The organism is Streptomyces sp. NPDC023157 (assembly GCF_055560575.1).
Map to the genome: position 1 here is coordinate 881801 of NZ_JBVHIL010000002.1, position 18303 is coordinate 900103.

Consider the following 18303-nt stretch of genomic DNA (forward strand, 5'->3'; position numbering starts at 1 on the left):
TACCCCCCACCCGTAGTTCACTTGCGAATCGGAGCACCTGAACCGCGCTCATCCGGGCACACCTGGGCGCATCTGGGCTCATCCGACGCTTACGGACGACACGACCGGGAGGCCTTGTCATGGGGGCTGGACACGACCACGGGCACAGCCACGGCGGCCCGCCGCCCACGGGCACCGCGGCGGCGGCCTACAAGAGCCGACTGCGGATCGCGCTCGGCATCACGCTCTCCGTGATGGTCGTCGAGATCATCGGCGGCGTCCTGTCCGACTCGCTCGCGCTGATCGCCGACGCGGCCCACATGGCCACCGACGCCCTCGGCCTCGGGATGGCGCTGCTCGCGATCCACTTCGCCAACCGGCCGCCGTCGGTCAACCGCACCTACGGCTACGCACGGGCCGAGATCCTGGCCGCGCTCGCCAACTGTCTCCTCCTGCTCGGCGTCGGCGGCTACGTGCTGTACGAGGCGGTCCAGCGGTTCATGGAGCCGGCCGCGACCAAGGGCGGACTGACCATCGTCTTCGCGCTCATCGGCCTGGTCGCCAACATCATCTCCCTGTCGCTGCTCATGCGCGGCCAGAAGGAGAGCCTGAACGTCCGGGGCGCCTACCTGGAGGTGCTGGCCGACGCCCTCGGCTCGGTCACCGTGCTCGTCGCGGCGGGCATCATCCTGGCCACCGGCTGGTCCTACGCGGACCCGATCGCCTCGATCCTCATCGGCCTGATGATCGTGCCGCGCACCGTCAAGCTGCTGCGGGAGACCCTGGACGTGCTCCTGGAGGCGGCGCCCAAGGGCGTCGACATGGCGGAGGTGCGGGCGCACATCCTGGCCCTGCCGGGCGTCGAGGACGTGCACGACCTGCACGCCTGGACGATCACCTCGGGCATGCCGGTGCTGTCGGCACACGTGGTCGTGAGCCAGGACACGCTGGACGCGATCGGCCACGAGAAGATGCTGCACGACCTCCAGGGCTGCCTGGGCTCGCACTTCGACGTGGAGCACTGCACCTTCCAGCTGGAGCCGGCCGGTCACGCCGAACACGAGGCCAAGCTCTGCCTCTGACTGTTAGCCTGGCGAGGTCCGAACGTGAGTGTGGAGAGGAGCTGAGGTTGATGACCGTCGCGATGGAGGCTGCCCGCAGCGGCAGCGCCCGGTCGTCCCTCAGCCTCCGGGTCTCCGGCTGACCTGACCTTCCGTCGGCCGGGACCCTCTCACCCAAGGGTTCCCCTACGTTGTCCGACAACATCAGCACCACCACCGAGAGCACCGGCACCACCGGCTCCGGCAACGCCCTCCACGACGCCTTCTTCGCCCTGCACCACGGTCTGCCGCGGCAGGGCCCGGGCTCCGACACCACCACCCGCCGCCTGCTCTCCCTGGCCGGCCCGCTGCCCGAGCGCCCGCGCGTGCTCGACCTGGGCTGCGGCCCGGGCCGCTCCGCGCTGCTGCTCGCCGCGGAGGCGGGTGCCGAGGTGACCGCCGTCGACCTGCACGAGCCGTTCCTGGCCGAGCTGCGCGACACGGCCGCCGCCCGCGGTCTCGACACCCGGATCCACACCCTGCGCGCCGACATGGGCGCCCTCGACGAGCTGCCCGACGGCTCCTTCGACCTCGTCTGGGCCGAGAGCTCGGCCTGGGTGATCGGCTTCGACCGGGCGCTCGCCGAGTGGCGCCGGCTCCTCGCACCCTGGGGGTCCCCCCGGACGAAGTCCGGGGGAGGCACCCTGGTGCTCACCGAGTGCGTCTGGACCACCGAGGAGCCGGGCGACCAGGCCCGCGCCTTCTGGGAGGAGCACTACCGGCTCCGCACCGTCGCGGAGAACGCGGCGGCGGCCGTCGGGGCCGGCTTCCACCTCCTGGGCACCCACCTCCAGCCGGAGGACGACTGGGACGCGTACTACGGCCCGCTCGCCTCGCACGCCGACGCGGCGGACCTCACGGTGCCCGGCATGGCCGAGGCCGTGGCCGGGGCCCGCGCCGAGATCGCGCTGCGCCGCGAGCACGGCGGCGACTACGGCTACGCCGGGTTCGTGCTGCGGGCAGCCGACCCGAGGTGGCGGACCCGGGAGGAGACCGCGGCCGACGTCCCCCGCGTACGGGAGATCAACGCGGCGGCCTTCGCCACGCCGGAGGAGGCCGGTCTGGTCGACGCCCTGCGCGAGGATCCGGACGCCTGGCTGCCCGGACTGAGCTACGTGGCCGAGGCGCCGGACGGCACGGTCGCCGCGTACGCGCTGATCACCCGCTGCCGGGTGGACGGCGTCCCGGCGGCGGCCCTGGCGCCGGTCGCGGTGGCCCCCGCGTACCAGCGCACGGGTGCCGGGCAGGCCGTGGTGCGGGCGGTGCTCGACGCGGCGCGGCTGCGCGGGGAACGGCTCGTCCTCGTACTGGGCCATCCGGAGTACTACCCCCGGTTCGGGTTCGTACGGGCGTCCGAGTATGGAATCCGGCCGACCTTCGAGGTTCCTGACGAAGCCATGATGGCTCTGGATCTCGACGGTTCCGGGGCCGTGACCAGGGGCACGATCTCCTATCCGTCGGCTTTCGGGGTCTGACGGACCGCCCGCTCCCGCCGCACCGGGTGTACTCCGATGCGGCGGGAGCGGTCATGTCAGGCCTCTGAAGTACGGACAAGCCGCTTTTGTACGGCAGACTGAGGGCGCCCCGCGAGGGCGAGGACCGAAGCGAAGGATGGGTATGCCGACCACACCAGCCACCGTGGACCACAGCGCGTCGAACGGTGTCCAGCCGACCGCGGCCGACGCGTCGATCATGCTCGAACTGGTCGACGAGGACGGCGTCACGATCGGCACGGCGGAGAAGCTGGCCGCCCACCAGGCGCCCGGGCAGCTGCACCGCGCCTTCTCGGTCTTCCTCTTCGACGAGTCCGGCCGGTTGCTGCTCCAGCGCCGCGCGCTGGGCAAGTACCACTCCCCCGGCGTCTGGTCGAACACCTGCTGCGGGCACCCGTACCCGGGCGAGGCGCCGTTCGCGGCGGCCGCCCGGCGCACCTTCGAGGAGCTGAGCGTCTCGCCCTCGCTGATGGCGGAGGCGGGCACGGTCCGCTACAACCACCCGGACCCGGCCTCGGGCCTGGTGGAGCAGGAGTTCAACCACCTGTTCGTCGGCCTGGTGCAGGCCGGGCCGCGGCCGGATCCGGAGGAGGTCGGCGAGACCGCCTTCGTGACCGCGGCCGAGCTGGCCGAGCGCCACGCGTCCGCGCCGTTCTCCGCCTGGTTCATGACGGTGCTCGACGCGGCGCGTCCGGCGATCAGGGAGCTGACGGGTCCGGCCGGGGGCTGGTGATCCCGGGGAGGACGCCCTGGACTCCCTGGACGGGTCCCAGGGCTCCCTGGACGGCGCCGGGCGGCACGCCCGGCGCCGTCATGCCGTGCACCACCGGTCCCGTCGGCGCCTGGCCGGGCACGAACGGGTTGAGCGGCAGCGCGGCCCAGATGATCTTCCCGCCGGTCGCGGTGTGCTCGACGTCGCAGGCACCGCCCGACTCCAGGGCGATCTCGCGCACCAGCAGCAGTCCGCGGCCGCCGGTCTGGCCCCAGTCGGCCTCCAGCGCCTTGGGACGGTAGGGGTGGTTGTCCTCCACGGACACCCGGATCCACTCCGCCCCGATCGCCACCTCCACCGCTATCTCCGGGGAGAGCAGCGCGGCGTGCTTGACCGCGTTGGTGACCAGTTCGGAAACGATGAGGAGCAGCCCCTGGAGGGTGTCCTCGTGGACCGGTACGGCCTGGCGGGCCAGGAGGTCGCGTACCGCGTGCCGGGCCTGCGGCACGGACACGTCGACCGCGGGAGCGGTGAAGCGCCAGACCCCTTCGTAGGACGGGGGCCGGGCGGGGACGCTCCCGCGGCTCTCCATCATCCGGTTCCCGCCCTCGTGCTCGATTGTCGCCACGGGGTCGAGTCTTGATAATCCATCGGCATCCGCCGGGCTACTGACCAGAAGTCGACACCTATCGACCAGGTTCTGATCGGGTGAGTATGCCAACGTCAGTTGTTCGACTGCTCTTGACGCACCGCTGACACCTTCGGAGGGTGCGCCGGTGTGACGATACTGCCGCCCGGATAGCATCCGGCGCATGGAGCCCCAGCTGACCGTCACCGTCGCCGACGAGGTCGCCACCGTCGTCATCGCGAACCCGGCCAAGCGCAACGCCATGACCGCCGGGATGTGGCGGGCGCTGCCGGAGCTGCTCGCCCCGCTCGCCGCCGACCCCGCCGTGCGCGCGCTGGTCCTCACCGGCGCGGGCGAGACCTTCTGCGCCGGGGCCGACATCTCCACGCTGCGCGAGCCGGGCGACGAGCAGCAGGCGCTCGCCGTACGGGCCGAGGAGGCGCTCGCCGCCTTCCCCAAGCCGACCCTCGCGGCCGTCCGCGGCTTCTGCGTGGGCGGCGGCAGCCAGCTCGCCGCCGCCTGCGACCTGCGCTTCGCCGAGGAGGGCGCCCGCTTCGGGGTGACGCCGGCGAAGCTGGGCATCGTCTACCCGTCCTCCTCCACCCGGCGCCTCGCCGCCCTGGTCGGCCCGTCGGCCGCCAAGTACCTGCTGTTCTCCGGCGAGTTGATCGACACCGAGCGGGCACTGCGGACCGGTCTCGTCGACGAGGCGCACCCGGTGGGCGCCCTCGACAAGCGGGTGGCCGAGTTCACCCGGACCCTCGTCTCCCGCTCGCTGCTCACCCAGGCCGCGGCGAAGGAGTTCACCGACGGGCGGACCGACCGGGACGCGCACTGGACGGAGCAGGCACGCGGCAGCGGCGACACCGCCGAGGGGGTCGCCGCCTTCCTGGAGCGCCGCGCGCCCCGCTTCACGTACGGACTCTGACGCCCCGTCCCGCTACTCCTGGACGAGGGCCTTCTCGGCCTGGCCGCGCCAGTGGGCGACGATCGCGGCCGGGGCCTTCTCCGGGGAGCCCGCGTCGTACGGCGGCTGCGGGTCGTACTCGGTGAGCAGCTGGATCGTCTGGGCGGTCGCGTCGCCCGCGATCCGGCCGAGCAGGTGCAGCGCCATGTCGATGCCGGAGGAGACCCCGGCGGCCGTGACGTACTTGCCGTCGAAGACCACCCGCTCGCCGGTGGGCTCGGCACCGAGCGGCGTCAGGTCGTCCAGGGCGAGCCAGTGGCTGGTGGCCCGGCGGCCCTCCAGGAGACCCGCCCCGGCGAGCACCAGCGACCCGGTGCACACCGAGGTCGTCCACGTGCTGGTCGCGTCGGCGGTGCGCAGCCAGGCGAGGATCTCCGGGTCGCGCATGGCCTCGCGGGAACCGGGACCGCCCGGCACCAGGACGATGTCGGGGCGCGGCACCTCGGCGAGGGCCCGGTCCGCGACGAGCGCGAGGCTCCCCTGGTCGTTCCTGACCGGCCCGGCCTCCTTGGCGACGAAGACGGTCTCGGCCCCGGGCAGGCGGGCGAGCAGCTCGTAGGGACCGATGGCGTCGAGGGTCGTGAAGCGGTCGTAGAGGACGACGGCGATCTGCACGGCGGTTCCTTTCGGTTCGGTGGCGGGGTGCGTTGAGGGGGCGCGGGTGCGTCAGGGGGGCGCGGGTTCGCTACGGGCGCGAAGCCTCGTCAGGGGCGCTCGGGCTCGTCACGCGGTCGCTGGTTCGTTACGGGGTCGGGGGCGGTCGACCGGGGCGTGGAAGCGGCGGCGGTATTCCGCCGGGGCGGTGCCGAGGGTCTTGAGGAAGGCGCGGCGCATGGCCTCGGGGGTGCCGTAGCCGGACGCGCGGGAGACCTCCTCGACGCCCCGGCCGGTGTCCTCCAGGAGCCGACGGGCGTGTTCGAGGCGTACGCGGTCCACGTAGCGCCCGGGGGTCGTGCCGGTCTCGGCCTGGAAGGCGCGCGCGAAGTGCCGGGGCGACAGCCGGGCGCGGGCGGCGAGCGCCTCGACCGACAGGTCGTCGTCGGGGTGCTCGGTGATCCAGTGCTGGAGCTCGCGCAGCGGTTCCCGGCGGGCGGTCTGGGCGGACAGCTGGGCGCTGAACTGGGCCTGGTTGCCGGGTCTGCGCAGGAAGACGACCAGGTGACGGGCGACGGTCAGGGCGGCGTCGCGGCCCAGGTCCTCCTCGACGAGGGCGAGCGCGAGGTCGATGCCCGCGGTGACCCCGGCGGAGGTGGCGAGCCGCCCGTCCCGTACGAAGATCGGGTCGGGGTCCACCTCGACGGCGGGGAAGCGGCGGGCGAGCAGCTCGCAGGCGAGCCAGTGGGTGGTGACGCGGTGTCCGTCGAGCAGCCCCGCCTCGGCGAGCAGCAGCGCGCCGGTGCACACGGAGACCAGCCGCTCGGCCCGCGGGCCGTGTGCGCGCAGCCAGTCGACGAGGGCGGGGTCCGGGCGGCGGGTGCCCTCGCCGCCCGGGACGAGGAGGGTGTGCGGGGGTCCGTCGGCGACGGCCTCGGCGAGGCTGGTGTCGGGGAGCAGCCGCAGCCCGCTGTGGGTGCGGACCGGGCCGCCGTCGAGGGAGGCGGTGCGGACGGGATAGGCGTCCGGGACGCCCGCCGCCCGGCCGGCGCCGGCGAAGACCTCCACCGGGCCGGTGACGTCGAGGCTCTGCACGTCGTCGAAGAGGACGACGAGGAGGGGTCGTTGCGGCATGGCCCCATCCTTGGCCCGGCCGGGGGTGGCCGCAATGACGGATTCCCCACCTTTCCTGCCATCGTGGGAGCGGTGTCAGGCGCGCGCGGGCGGCGGCCCGCGCCGCCCCGGCGGGCCCGCACCCGGCGTCGCGGACCCTGGCCGGTCCTGGCATTCCCTCCGTACCGACCGGTAGGTAAGGTGCGCGACATGACGAACCTGCCGCCCCTCGCGGGCCGCCGCTGCGCCCACCAGATGAACCTGCTGCACGCGCCCCTGTTCTTCTCGCCCGACCTGGACACGGAGTTCAAGGAGCTGGGCATCGAGGACGCGACCGCGATGCGGCTGGCCGCGCGCAGTGCCCCGCTCGGCGCCGTGGGGGCCGGGACCGTCGCCGCGACCTTCTACAACTACCACCACGAGCTGCTCGCCCGGCACCTGCCGGGCGTCTGGGAGTCCGCCTCCCCCGCCTCCGTGCTCGACGCCCGGCTGCGGGCGATGGACACCACCCTGAACCGGCTGCTCGGCGCCGAGGCCCTCGCCTCGCCGGAGATGGCCGAGGCCGCCGAGCTGGCGCTGCGCGCCGCCGAGGGGTGCACCCGGCACGCCCGCCCGCTGTACTCCGCCAACGCCGACCTGCCCGTCCCGGACGCCCCGCACCTGCGCCTGTGGCACGCGACGACACTGCTCCGCGAGCACCGCGGCGACGGACACCTGACGGCTCTGCTGACCGCCGGGCTCGACCCGGTGGAGGCGCTGGTCAGCCACACCGCGACCGGCAGGGGCATGAGCCCCCGCTGGCTCCTCTCCACCCGGGGCTGGCGCCGCGCCGACTGGGACGCGGCCGTGGAGCGGCTGCGCGGGCGCGGGCTGCTCGACGCCGAGGGCGAGCTCACCGTGGCCGGCGTGGCCCTGCGCGAGGCCCTGGAGGACGAGACGGACCGCCTGGACGCGGCCCCGTACGAGCTCCTGGGCGCGGACGGGGTGGCCCGGCTCACCGAGCTGGCGAAGGGCTTCCTGGTGGCGGCGGTGGGAGCCGGCGCGTTCCCGGCCGACCTGACCGGAAGGGCCTGACCGAGAGGTCCGGGCGCCTGACCGAGAGGTCCGGGCGCCTGACCGAGAGGTCCGGGCGCCTGACCGGAAAGGCCCGGGCGTCTGACCGATAGGACCGCCCGGCACCGCCCGACACCGGCCGGGGCGGGTCGGTTGCCGCGTACGGGTGAGCGACCGGGCAGAATGCAGGCGCAACCCAGAGGCACGAGAAGGCGGGTCGGACATCGTGACGACGTCCATCGAGGCAAGGATCGCCGAGGAACTCGGCGTACGCGAGCGACAGGTGAGGGCGGCCGTCGAACTGCTGGACGGCGGTTCGACCGTGCCGTTCATCGCGCGCTACCGCAAGGAAGCGACCGAGATGCTCGACGACGCGCAGCTGCGCACCCTGGAGGAGCGGCTGCGGTACCTGCGCGAGCTGGAGGACCGGCGCGCGGCCGTCCTCGACTCCGTACGGGAGCAGGGCAAGCTCACCCCGGAGCTGGAGGCGCGGTTCCTGGCCGCCGACACCAAGGCGCGGCTGGAGGACATCTACCTGCCGTTCAAGCCGAAGCGGCGGACCAAGGCGCAGATCGCCCGCGAGGCCGGTCTGGCGCCGCTCGCCGACGGGCTGCTCGGCGACCCGTCGGTGGATCCGCTCGCGGCGGCCGCCGCGTTCGTCGACGCGGACAAGGGCGTCGCCGACCCGGCGGCGGCCCTGGAGGGCGCGCGGGCGATCCTCACCGAGCGGTTCTCGGAGGACGCCGACCTGATCGGCGAGCTGCGCGAGCGGATGTGGGGCCGGGGCCGGCTCGTCGCCAAGGTGCGGGAGGGGAACGAGGAGGCGGGCGCGAAGTTCGCCGACTACTTCGACTTCGCCGAGCCGTTCACGGCGCTGCCCTCGCACCGGATCCTCGCGATGCTGCGCGGCGAGAAGGAGGACGTGCTCAGCCTGGAGCTCGAACCGGAGGAGCCGTCGGAGGCCGCCACCGCGCCCGCCACGTCCTCCTACGAGCCGATCGTCGCCCACCGCTTCGGCGTCGCCGACCGGGGCCGCCCCGGCGACAAGTGGCTCCTGGACACGGTCCGCTGGGCCTGGCGGACGCGCATCCTGGTCCACCTCGGCCTCGACCTGCGGCTGCGGCTGCGCACGGCCGCCGAGGACGAGGCCGTGCGGGTCTTCGCGGCGAACCTGCGCGACCTGCTGCTGGCCGCGCCGGCCGGGACCCGGGCGACGCTGGGCCTCGACCCCGGTTTCCGTACCGGTGTGAAGGTGGCCGTGGTCGACGGGACCGGCAAGGTCGTCGCCACCGACACGATCTACCCGCACGTCCCGGCGAACCGGTGGGACGAGTCGCTCGCGAAGCTGGCCCGGCTCGCCAAGGAGCACGCGGTCGAGCTGATCGCCATCGGCAACGGCACGGCGTCCCGCGAGACGGACAGGCTGGCGGCCGAACTCATCGAGAAGCACCCGGAGTTGACCCTCACCAAGGTGATGGTGTCGGAGGCCGGCGCGTCGGTGTACTCGGCGTCCGCGTTCGCCTCGCAGGAACTCCCGGAGCTGGACGTGTCGTTGCGCGGCGCGGTGTCGATCGCGCGGCGGCTCCAGGACCCGCTGGCCGAGCTCGTGAAGATCGACCCGAAGTCGATCGGCGTCGGCCAGTACCAGCACGACCTGTCCGAGGTGAAGCTCTCGCGCTCCCTGGACGCGGTGGTCGAGGACTGTGTGAACGGCGTCGGCGTCGACGTCAACACGGCGTCCGCGCCGCTGCTTTCGCGGGTCTCGGGCATCGGCACGGGCCTCGCGGAGAACATCGTGGCCCACCGCGACGCCAACGGCCCGTTCCGCTCCCGGCGCGCGCTGAAGGACGTGTCGCGGCTCGGCCCGAAGGCGTACGAGCAGTGCGCCGGCTTCCTGCGCATCCGCGGCGGCGACGACCCGCTGGACGCGTCGGCCGTGCACCCCGAGGCGTACCCCGTGGTGCGGCGGATGGTGAAGACGGCGGGCGGCGAGGTCGGCGCACTGATCGGCAACACGGGCGTGCTGCGCTCGCTGCGGGCGGACGCCTTCGTGGACGAGACCTTCGGTCTGCCCACGGTCAACGACATCCTGCGGGAACTGGAGAAGCCGGGCCGCGACCCGCGTCCCGCGTTCCGCACGGCCACGTTCAAGGAGGGCGTCGAGAAGATCGGCGACCTGGTGGCCGGGATGGTCCTGGAGGGCGTCGTCACCAATGTGGCCGCCTTCGGCGCGTTCGTGGACGTCGGCGTGCACCAGGACGGCCTGGTCCACGTCTCCGCCATGTCCAAGACCTTCGTCAAGGACCCGCGGGACGTGGTGAAGCCGGGCGACGTGGTCCGCGTGAAGGTCCTGGACGTCGACATCCCGCGCAAGCGCATCTCCCTGACCCTCCGCCTGGACGACGAGGCGACGGCGGAGCCCGGCGGGTCCGCCCCGAAGCGGGACCGCGGCGAGCGCCGCGACCGGGGCGGCGAGCGCGGCGGCGAGCGGAGTGGTGCCCGCGGTGGCGACCGTGGTGGGCGTCCCCCGCAGCAGCGCCGCGGCCAGACCCAGGGCTCGGGCGCGGGCGCGGCCCCGGCTCCCTCCAACAGCGCGATGGCCGACGCCCTGCGCAAGGCGGGGCTGCTCGGCGAGAGCGGTGGCGGGAAGCGGCGCGGGCGGTGACATGAACGCCGACGGGGGCCCGGCCGCGTGGCCGGGCCCCCGTCGGCGTGTCACCGGAAGGCGTCTCCCCCTGTCCGGCCCCTCCCGCGAGGGGCCGTGCGGGCAGGGTTACGGAACGAAGCGCAGCGCCCAGTCGGCCCGGTTCGCGACCGTCAGGTCGTCGTCCTCCGTCAGCGGCTGGAGCAGCGTGCGGGCGGTGTCCGGGTCGGCCTGGACCAGGTCGACGATCTCGGCGGCCAGGCCGTCCTGGTCGTCGCCCAGGTCGACGGCGGAGGCGCGGATCAGGACCGGGAGGCGGTCGGTGCCGCCGAGGGCCGCGATGACGCCGCCGAGGAGCTCGCGGGCGTAGGCGTTGCGGTCGGCGAGCGCCCGGTCGAGCTCGGACTCCAGGCGCGGGAGCAGGCCGAGGTCGCCGGAGGCCGCGATGGCGTCGGCGAGGTCGATGGTCTCGTCGACGTCGGCTTCGAGGTCGTCGAGCATCCCGATCAGGCGGGTCACACGGGCGTCGTCGGTCATGGTGCCTCCTGGAATGCGCCGTCCACCAGGACGGGGACGGTGGCCGAGGAGTCGATCTCGGCGGCCACCTCCACGTCCCGCGGACAGCCGTACGCGTACAGTTCACGGCCCGAGTCGCAGCCCCGCAAGGCGGCGGCCGGGTCCTCCGTGGCGTCCCACAGCGTGGCCGCCGCGGTCGCCTCGGGCGTCAGGGTGTGCGGCCCGGCGGCGCGCAGCGCGGCGAGGACCGCGCCCGCGCCCAGCAGGTCCTCCAGGGCGGGGCGCAGCGAACCGTCCGGCCACCGTTCGCCGGAGGCCACGACCGCGACGGGGCGCTCGGCGGAGCCGTAGCCGCGGGCGGCGAGCCAGTGGGCGACGGCGGTGCGGTTGCGCAGCGAGGCGGCGACCACGGTGGCCCGGCCGGCCGCGGCCTCCACCGCGATGGTGGAGCCGTTCGGGGAGGGCAGCACGAGCCGGTCGGGCGCGGGCGCGGCCCGCAGCGCGGCCGGGGACAGCGACCACGGGTGCGCCTCGGTGGCCTCACGGCGGCCCACGGCGAGGACGGCGTCCCGCTCCCGGGCGTACGCGGCGGCGCTCGCGTCCCGCCATCGGTACGGGTGGACGGCGGTGCCGGCCTCGACGGCGACGCCGACGGCCGTCGTGAACGACAGCACGTCGACGACGACCACGCAGGCGGCGGCCGGGGCCAGCGCCCTGGCCTCGACCGGCCCCCAGCCGAAGGAGGCGCCCTGCCCGAAGGCGGCCGGCATCAGAGCTCCGTCACCTTGCCGTCGGCGACCTCGACGCGCCGGGTGGTGCGGACCGCGTCCAGCATCCGCCGGTCGTGGGTGACGAGGAGCAGGGTGCCGTCGTACGAGTCGAGGGCGGACTCCAGCTGCTCGATCGCGGGCAGGTCCAGGTGGTTGGTCGGCTCGTCCAGGACGAGCAGGTTGACCCCGCGGCCCTGGAGCAGCGCGAGCGCGGCGCGGGTGCGCTCTCCGGGCGACAGCGTGGTCGCGGGCCGCAGCACGTGTTCGGCCTTGAGGCCGAACTTGGCGAGCAGCGTGCGGACCTCGGCCGGCTCCGTCTCGGGGACGGCGGCGCAGAACGCCTCCAGCAGCTTCTCCGTACCGTGGAACAGCTTGCGGGCCTGGTCGACCTCGCCGACCACGACGCCCGGTCCGAGGGACGCGTCGCCGGAGTCCAGCGGCAGCCGGCCGAGCAGCGCGGCGAGCAGGGTCGACTTGCCGGCCCCGTTCGCGCCGGTGATCGCGACCCGGTCCGCCCAGTCGATCTGGAGGGAGACGGGCCCGAAGGAGAAGTCGCCGCGGCGCACCGCCGCCTCGCGCAGGGTGGCCACGACCGCGCCGGAACGCGGGGCCGCCGCGATCTCCATGCGCAGCTCCCACTCCTTGCGGGGTTCCTCGACGACGTCCAGGCGCTCGATCATGCGCTGCGTCTGGCGGGCCTTCGCGGCCTGCTTCTCACTGGACTCGCCGCGCAGCTTGCGCCCGATCTTGTCGTTGTCGGAGGTTTTGCGGCGCGCGTTGCGGACGCCCTTGTCCATCCAGTTGCGCTGCATGAGGGCCCGCCCCTCCAGGGCGGACTTCTTGTCGGCGTACTCCTCGTAGTCCTCGCGGGCGTGCCGCCGCGCGGTGTCCCGCTCCTCCAGGTAGGCCTCGTAACCGCCGCCGTAGAGCGTGATCTGCTGCTGGGCGAGGTCGAGTTCGAGGACCTTGGTGACGGTGCGGGTGAGGAACTCGCGGTCGTGGCTGATGACGACGGTGCCCGCGCGCAGCCCCTGCACGAACGCTTCGAGGCGTTCCAGGCCCTCCAGGTCGAGGTCGTTGGTGGGCTCGTCGAGGAGGAAGACGTCGTAGCGGGAGAGCAGGAGGGAGGCGAGGCCCGCGCGGGCGGCCTGGCCGCCGGAGAGCGCGGTCATCGGCTGGTCGAGCCCGACGGTGAGGCCGAGGGTGCCGGCGACCTCCTCGGCCCGCTCGTCGAGGTCGGCGCCGCCGAGGTCGAGCCAGCGCTCCAGGCTCACGGCGTACGCGTCGTCGGCGCCGGGCGTGCCGTCGACGAGGCCCTGGGTGGCCTCGTCCATCGCGGCCTGCGCGGCCGCGACCCCGGTGCGGCGGGCCAGGAACGCGCGCACGGTCTCGCCCTCGCGCCGCTCCGGTTCCTGCGGGAGGTGCCCGACGGAGGCGGTGGGCGGCGAGAGACGCAGCTCACCGTCCTCGGGGGTGTCGAGGCCCGCGAGCAGCCGCAGCAGGGTGGACTTCCCGGCCCCGTTGACCCCGACGAGGCCGATGACGTCTCCGGGGGCGACGACGAGGTCGAGCCCGGAGAAGAGGGAGCGGTCGCCGTGGCCGGCGGCGAGGTTCTTGGCGACGAGGGTGGCAGTCATCAGGGGATGAATCCTAGGTGAGGGCGGGAGCGGGGGTGGCACGAGCGTCCGGCGGGAATCCGTGCGTGCGGGACTCCCGGGTCGGTACGGTCCCGTCATGGACAGCGACAGGGGCAGGGGCGGCGTCGGAGACGCCGGCGCGGACGGTGGCGCGGACAGCGGTGTGGTCGTGGTGGGCGGCGGGGTCGTCGGGCTGACGACGGCGATCCGGCTCGCGGAGCGGGGGCTGCGGGTCCGCGTCTGGTCCCGGGACGAGGTGGCGGGGACGACCTCGGCGGTGGCGGGCGCGCTGTGGTGGCCGTACCGGATCGAACCGGAGGCGGAGGTCGGCGCCTGGTCGCTGACCTCGCTGCGCAGGTACGAGGAGCTGGCCGCCGACCCGTCGGCGACGGGGGTGCGCCTGGTGCCGGGCGTCCACGCCGACACCGTCCTCGACGGGCTCGGCGCCTGGGCGCAGGAGGTCGAGGGGCTGCGGCAGCTGCCGCCGGACGAGGTGCCGGGGCCGTACGCGGTGGGGCTCGCCGCCCGCCTCCCGCTGATCGACATGCCGGTGCACCTGGCCTGGCTCCGGGCCCGGTTCCAGGAGCTGGGCGGCTCCTTCGAGCGGCGCGCGGTGACCGGGACCGGCTTCGCGGAGGCCGCCGCCGAGGCGCGGGTCGTGGTGGACTGCACGGGGCTCGCGGCCCGGGAGCTGGCCCCCGACCCGCGGCTGCGGCCGGTGCGGGGACAGCTGGTGCTGGTGGAGAACCCGGGCGTGGACACCTGGTTCACCTCCGCCGACGGGGCGGCCGACGAGACGACGTACTTCTTCCCGCAGCCCGGGCGGCTGATCCTGGGCGGCACCGCGCAGGAGGACGACGAGAACCCGGAGCCCGACCCGGCGACCGCGGCGCGCATCGTGGCACGGTGCGCCCGGATCCGGCCCGAGATCGCGGGCGCCCGGATCCTGGGGCACCGCGTGGGGCTGCGGCCCGCGCGGGAGGGCGGGGTACGCATCGAGGCGGAGGAGCTGCCGGGCGGCGGGCTGCTGGTGCACAACTACGGGCACGGCGGGGCGGGGGTCACCGTCGCGTGGGGGTGCGCGGGGCGGGCGGCGGAGCTGGTCTGCGGGGGGTGACGGGGGCCGGACGGCGGAGGGACGACGTACGCCTGGATCCGGACGGCAGGCGATCCAGGACCCTGTATCCAGACGCCGCACGCCTCGCCCGGCCACCAGCCACCAGCCACCGGACGCCGGACGCCGGACGCCGGACGCCGGACGCCGGACGCCGGACGCCGGACGCCGGACGCCGGACACGCCCGCCCCGTCAGAACGGGCGGGCGTGTCCGGACAGGGCGTCGGTCAGCCCGGGAAGGGCTTCTGGGCGTGGCCGTCCGCGTCGACACAGCTCTTGATCCTGCGGTCGAGCGCGTCCGCCTGGGCGCGGGCCTTGCGGGCCTCGGTCTTGGCGCCGAGGTTCTGCAGCCTGGCCGCCTTCACCCGCAGCGCGTGGGAGTCCTGGCGCATCTTGGGCACGTTGCAGACGACGGTCTTGCCGGCGGCCTGGGCCGCCGGGGCCGTCGCCGTCTGACCGAGCAGCAGGCCCCCGGCCAGCAGGGTCGTGGCGGCGAGTGCGGACAGGGTGCGGCGCAGCGGCGTCGCGTGGTTCATGGGTCACTCCAAGCGGGCATGGTCATTACCGACCGGTAACGCTAGCCCGGAACGATCAAGAAACCCGCCCGCGACGCCGCCCCTCACCGCTTCCTCAACAGCTCTCCACCGGCTCTCCCCGAGTCAGCCCGTACGCGGCGCCCGGATCGAGCAGCAGCGCCACCAGCGCGCGCTGCGACTGACGGAGCGGAACGACCGCGCCGCCGTCCTCCCGTTCCCGCACGACGACGCCGTGCAGCTCCAACTCGTCCTTGAACTCCCCGTACTGAGCCGGCGTCAGGCGGTACGCGCAGGGCGGGTCGCCGAGGATCTCGGACGGCTCGGCCGGGTCGTTGTCGGCGCCGCCGAGGAGGACGGGGCCACGGTCGGCGAAGCCGGTGTGGCGGGCCAGGGCGGTGGCCGTGGCGAGCGGGGCGCGACGGCTGTCCAGATAGCCGAACAGGCCCTTGAGGGCGGCCTTCTGGGTGGTGACCCGCCGGCGGTGGTTCAGCGCCGGGTCGTCCCGCTCGGCCTGGTCGCGGGCGTCCTCGCGGGTCTCCACGAGCAGCCCCACGGCGTGCTTGAGGCCCGCCGTGTTGCGCAGGATGCGCTCCTGGCCGTCGCCCGCCACCTGCTTGACCGGTTCGCCGGTGAGCGGGTCGGTCCAGATGCCGTAGATGCCGGTGCCGAACCCGGCGCGGGCGCCGGCGGGGCGCACGTACGTCTCGGAGAGGGTGCGGGACTCGGCGTGGACGCGCGGGTCGGTGTTGAGGTTGCGCGGCCAGAGGGCCAGCAGGTCCTTGTCGTAGTACGGCGGGGTGGCCCCGTACTCGTGCAGGTCGTAGACCAGCTCGGGGCGCCGGTCCCGGATGACCGCGGCGAGCGCCCGTGTCTCGGCGGTGCGCAGGGCCAGGTGGTCGCGGTTGATGTCGACCCCGTCGGCGTTGCCCCGCGTGTCGGCCTGCCGGCCGTCGGGGTTGGCGGTGGGGACGACGAGGAGGGTCGTACGGGCGAGGAAGCGGCGGGTCGCCGGGTCCTGGGCGTACGCGAGGTCCCGCAGGGTGCTCAGGCAGGTCTCCCGGCCGGCGGGCTCGTCGCCGTGCTGGGAGCAGATGAGCAGCACGGTCGTGGCGCCGGTGCCGAGGGTGGCGAGGTGCAGCGGGCGGTCCTGCTTCGTGGTGCCGATGGTGCGGACCGACAGGCGGGGGCTGTCCCGGTCCACGGCGGCGAGGAAGGACCGTTCCTCCGCCTCCGTGGTCCACCGGGCGCCGTCGCTGGTCTCGAATCCGGTCCTCGGGGGCGGCGGCGGGGGCGTGCCGCCGGCGGCCTCGGTGGGGGTGGCGAGCAGGGGCAGCGCCAGGGCGGCGGCGCCCACCGCGAGGGTGAGCGCGCGCCGTCGGCTGCGGGAGGTGCGGGTCATCGGGCCTCACCGGGGATCGGGGCACCGGTCCGCACGGGTGCGGCACGGCCGGCCGGGGTGTCACCGGGCTGAACGCGGCCGGCCCGGCCGAGGTCACCCGCGGTCGCCAGGTCGAAGGCCCTGGCTCCGCCGAGCAGCGGCACCTCGGCCCGGGTGCGGGCCAGGTCGAGGGTGACGGTCGGCCGTGTCGCCGGCGGGTCGAGGAGGTCCTTGTCGGTGCCCGCGACGATGAGGGCGAGGCGGTGTCCGGCCGGGACGACGTGGTCGGTGGGCGCCAGCTTCAGGGTCATCGTGTACGCCCGTCCCGGGGTGAGCGGGCGGCCCTGGCGCGGGTCGGCCCAGGTGCCGAGGTCGGCCCAGCCACGGCTGATCACCGTGTAACCGACGTCCGCCGTACGGGCCTTGGTCTCCTTGAAGCAGGCACTGTCGCCGGCGGTGCTCGCGCCCCAGCAGCTGGTGTCGGTGAGGGTGCTGATGCCTTCGCCGGCTTCCGCGTAGGCCCGGATGGTGTCGGGGCCGAGGTCGACGAGGACCGCGCTGAGGTGGGCGCTGGCCGTCGTCGGGGTGGCCGTGACGGTGACCGTGGAGGAGCCGGAGACGCGCAGGTCACGGGTGAGCGGGGCGGTGCTGAATCCGGCCTTGGCGGGGGTCGGGCGGTCGATGTCGGCGGCCCACTCGGTCTCGCTCAGGGCCGGGTCGTCGGTGAAGGTCTCGGTGGCGCCGCGCGGGGCGGGGACGCGGTCGAGGCCGCCGACCCCGGGCGCGGCGCCTGTGGTGGGGCGCAGCACGGTGGGCGCGGCGCCGCGGGCCGGCCAGACGCGGTCGGTGGTCCAGCGGTCGGGGGCGCGCTCGATGTCGGCCATGGGCTCGCGGTCGACGCCGTTGTCGTAGCCGAGGAGGTAGTGGTCGAACCAGCGGTGCAGGGTGCGGACCCAGTCGGCGCGCCGGAAGTCGAAGGGGTCGACGTGGCCGGTCTGGGAGAGCCAGATCTTGCGCTCGACGCCGTTCGCGGCGAGGGCGTCCCACCACTGGCCGAACTGGTTGGCGCGCACGTTGAGGTCCTGCTGTCCGTGCACGACGAAGACGCTGGCCTTCACCTTCCGGGCGTCGGCGACGTAGTTCCGCTCGCTCCAGGCGGGGGTCCAGTCGCCGCTGTACGGGGTGGCCTTCGCGATCCGGTCCTGGACGGCGCCGCAACGGGCCTTGGCGTCGGGGCTGTTGACGTAGTCGGCGAGCCAGGTGGGGTTGGCGTCGTAGAGCGGGGCGCCCTGGGAGTGGAAGTAGTCGTACCAGGAGGAGATCGAGCCGATGGGGACGATCGTGCGCAGACCCTCGACGCCGGTGGCGGCCACGCCGTTGGCGATGGTGCCGTCCCAGCTCTTGCCGATCATGCCGACGTTCCCGGTGGACCAGGTGGTGGCGCGGGCCCGGTCGGTGCCGGTGCGGGTGGTGTAGCCGCGGGCGCGGCCGTTCAGCCAGTCGACGACGGCCTTGGCGGACTGGACGTCGGAGCGTCCGCCGACGTCGTCGCAGCCGTCGGAGCGGCTGGTGCCGGCGAGGTCGACGGCGACGAACGCGTACCCGCGCGGGACGAAGTAGTTGTCGTAGAACAGCGGGAACTGGACGGGGTTGCCGTCGGCGTCGTAGGTCTTGCGCTGGCCTTCGTTGCCCCGGCCACAGCAGGCGTAGTAGGGGCTGGCGTCCATGATGACCGGGATCCTCCGGCCGGCCGCGGCCGCTTCTCGGGGGCGGACGATGTCGACGGCCACCCGGTCGGTGCGTCCGTCGGCGTCCGCGTCGAGGCCGGTGTCGACCCAGACGGACTCGCGGACGGCGTCCGCGTAGGAGTAGACGGGCGCGGACTCCCGTACCCCGGCGGCCGCTTGGGCGCCGGCCGGCTGGGCCCCGGCGGCCGGGGCGAACGCGGCCATCAGGGCCGCCGTGGCGGCGACGGCCAGTGTTCTGCACGACAGACGAGCTCGACGGGTTCTCCGCACACGTATCGGCATGGGGCGGAACGTACCGTCCGTCGACCGTCGAGGAAAAG

General features: G+C 74.4%; 15 protein-coding genes and 1 pseudogene. 7 read left to right on the top strand and 9 right to left on the bottom strand.

The window, feature by feature from the left end:
• Positions 1–119: 119 nt before the first annotated feature.
• From ACZ3ZE_RS09550 to idi, 3 genes are all read left to right on the top strand, one after another.
• Entirely contained in the window at positions 120–1061 is a 942-nt protein-coding gene (locus ACZ3ZE_RS09550) for a cation diffusion facilitator family transporter (RefSeq protein WP_361174330.1), read from the top strand.
• Between the two features lie 182 nt (positions 1062–1243).
• Positions 1244–2554 carry a GNAT family N-acetyltransferase gene (locus tag ACZ3ZE_RS09555; RefSeq protein WP_467258560.1) on the top strand — a complete coding sequence of 437 codons (1311 nt, stop codon included), beginning with the start codon at positions 1244–1246 and terminating at the stop codon, positions 2552–2554.
• Between the two features lie 142 nt (positions 2555–2696).
• Positions 2697–3305: an isopentenyl-diphosphate Delta-isomerase gene (gene idi / locus ACZ3ZE_RS09560; protein ID WP_467258228.1), complete on the top strand. Its 609-nt coding sequence runs from the start codon at positions 2697–2699 to the stop codon at positions 3303–3305.
• Between the two features lie 124 nt (positions 3306–3429).
• On the opposite strand, the pseudogene ACZ3ZE_RS09565 reads toward idi, so the two are convergent.
• Positions 3430–3876 (bottom strand): annotated as a pseudogene (locus ACZ3ZE_RS09565) (ATP-binding protein); the annotation flags it as partial.
• 220 nt (positions 3877–4096) lie between these two features.
• Here ACZ3ZE_RS09565 and ACZ3ZE_RS09570 point away from each other — a divergent pair.
• A complete protein-coding gene (locus tag ACZ3ZE_RS09570) occupies positions 4097–4840 on the top strand; it encodes an enoyl-CoA hydratase/isomerase family protein (RefSeq protein WP_361174333.1) in 744 nt (247 codons plus the stop codon).
• Between the two features lie 12 nt (positions 4841–4852).
• Here ACZ3ZE_RS09570 and ACZ3ZE_RS09575 read toward each other — a convergent pair whose 3' ends face one another.
• Positions 4853–5494, bottom strand: coding sequence for a DJ-1/PfpI family protein (locus ACZ3ZE_RS09575; protein ID WP_361174336.1), 642 nt, complete (start codon positions 5492–5494; stop codon positions 4853–4855).
• A 108-nt stretch (positions 5495–5602) separates the two neighbouring features.
• On the bottom strand, positions 5603–6607 hold the full coding sequence (locus ACZ3ZE_RS09580) for a GlxA family transcriptional regulator (protein ID WP_361174339.1): 1005 nt from the start codon (positions 6605–6607) through the stop codon (positions 5603–5605).
• Between the two features lie 189 nt (positions 6608–6796).
• Here ACZ3ZE_RS09580 and ACZ3ZE_RS09585 point away from each other — a divergent pair, with 189 nt between their 5' ends.
• Together ACZ3ZE_RS09585 and ACZ3ZE_RS09590 are read left to right on the top strand one after the other, a co-directional pair.
• On the top strand, positions 6797–7660 hold the full coding sequence (locus ACZ3ZE_RS09585) for an SCO6745 family protein (RefSeq protein ID WP_467258231.1): 864 nt from the start codon (positions 6797–6799) through the stop codon (positions 7658–7660).
• 205 nt (positions 7661–7865) lie between these two features.
• Complete coding sequence (locus tag ACZ3ZE_RS09590; protein ID WP_467258233.1) at positions 7866–10304, top strand: Tex family protein; 2439 nt, start codon at positions 7866–7868, stop codon at positions 10302–10304.
• 108 nt (positions 10305–10412) lie between these two features.
• On the opposite strand, the gene ACZ3ZE_RS09595 is transcribed toward ACZ3ZE_RS09590, so the two are convergent.
• Genes ACZ3ZE_RS09595 through ACZ3ZE_RS09605 form a run of 3 tightly spaced genes read right to left on the bottom strand, consistent with a single transcriptional unit; the run spans position 10413 to position 13206 of the window.
• On the bottom strand, positions 10413–10820 hold the full coding sequence (locus tag ACZ3ZE_RS09595) for a hypothetical protein (protein WP_361174348.1): 408 nt from the start codon (positions 10818–10820) through the stop codon (positions 10413–10415).
• Entirely contained in the window at positions 10817–11569 is a 753-nt protein-coding gene (locus ACZ3ZE_RS09600) for a 2-phosphosulfolactate phosphatase (protein WP_361174351.1), read from the bottom strand. Before ACZ3ZE_RS09600 ends, ACZ3ZE_RS09595 begins: the two co-directional genes overlap by 4 nt.
• Positions 11569–13206 carry an ABC-F family ATP-binding cassette domain-containing protein gene (locus tag ACZ3ZE_RS09605; RefSeq protein ID WP_361174354.1) on the bottom strand — a complete coding sequence of 546 codons (1638 nt, stop codon included), beginning with the start codon at positions 13204–13206 and terminating at the stop codon, positions 11569–11571. Before ACZ3ZE_RS09605 ends, ACZ3ZE_RS09600 begins: the two co-directional genes overlap by 1 nt.
• Positions 13207–13303: 97 nt before the next feature.
• Here ACZ3ZE_RS09605 and ACZ3ZE_RS09610 point away from each other — a divergent pair, with 97 nt between their 5' ends.
• On the top strand, positions 13304–14323 hold the full coding sequence (locus ACZ3ZE_RS09610) for an FAD-dependent oxidoreductase (RefSeq protein ID WP_361174357.1): 1020 nt from the start codon (positions 13304–13306) through the stop codon (positions 14321–14323).
• Positions 14324–14548: 225 nt separating this feature from the next.
• Here ACZ3ZE_RS09610 and ACZ3ZE_RS09615 read toward each other — a convergent pair whose 3' ends face one another.
• The 3 genes from ACZ3ZE_RS09615 to ACZ3ZE_RS09625 all read right to left on the bottom strand — a co-directional run bounded on the left by ACZ3ZE_RS09615 (position 14549) and on the right by ACZ3ZE_RS09625 (position 18265).
• Complete coding sequence (locus ACZ3ZE_RS09615; RefSeq protein ID WP_361622643.1) at positions 14549–14857, bottom strand: hypothetical protein; 309 nt, start codon at positions 14855–14857, stop codon at positions 14549–14551.
• A 94-nt stretch (positions 14858–14951) separates the two neighbouring features.
• Positions 14952–16256, bottom strand: a complete 1305-nt coding sequence (locus tag ACZ3ZE_RS09620; protein WP_361622646.1) for a M14 family metallopeptidase — start codon at positions 16254–16256, stop codon at positions 14952–14954.
• Positions 16253–18265, bottom strand: a complete 2013-nt coding sequence (locus ACZ3ZE_RS09625; protein WP_467258235.1) for a Xaa-Pro dipeptidyl-peptidase — start codon at positions 18263–18265, stop codon at positions 16253–16255. Before ACZ3ZE_RS09625 ends, ACZ3ZE_RS09620 begins: the two co-directional genes overlap by 4 nt.
• Positions 18266–18303 lie beyond the last annotated feature (38 nt).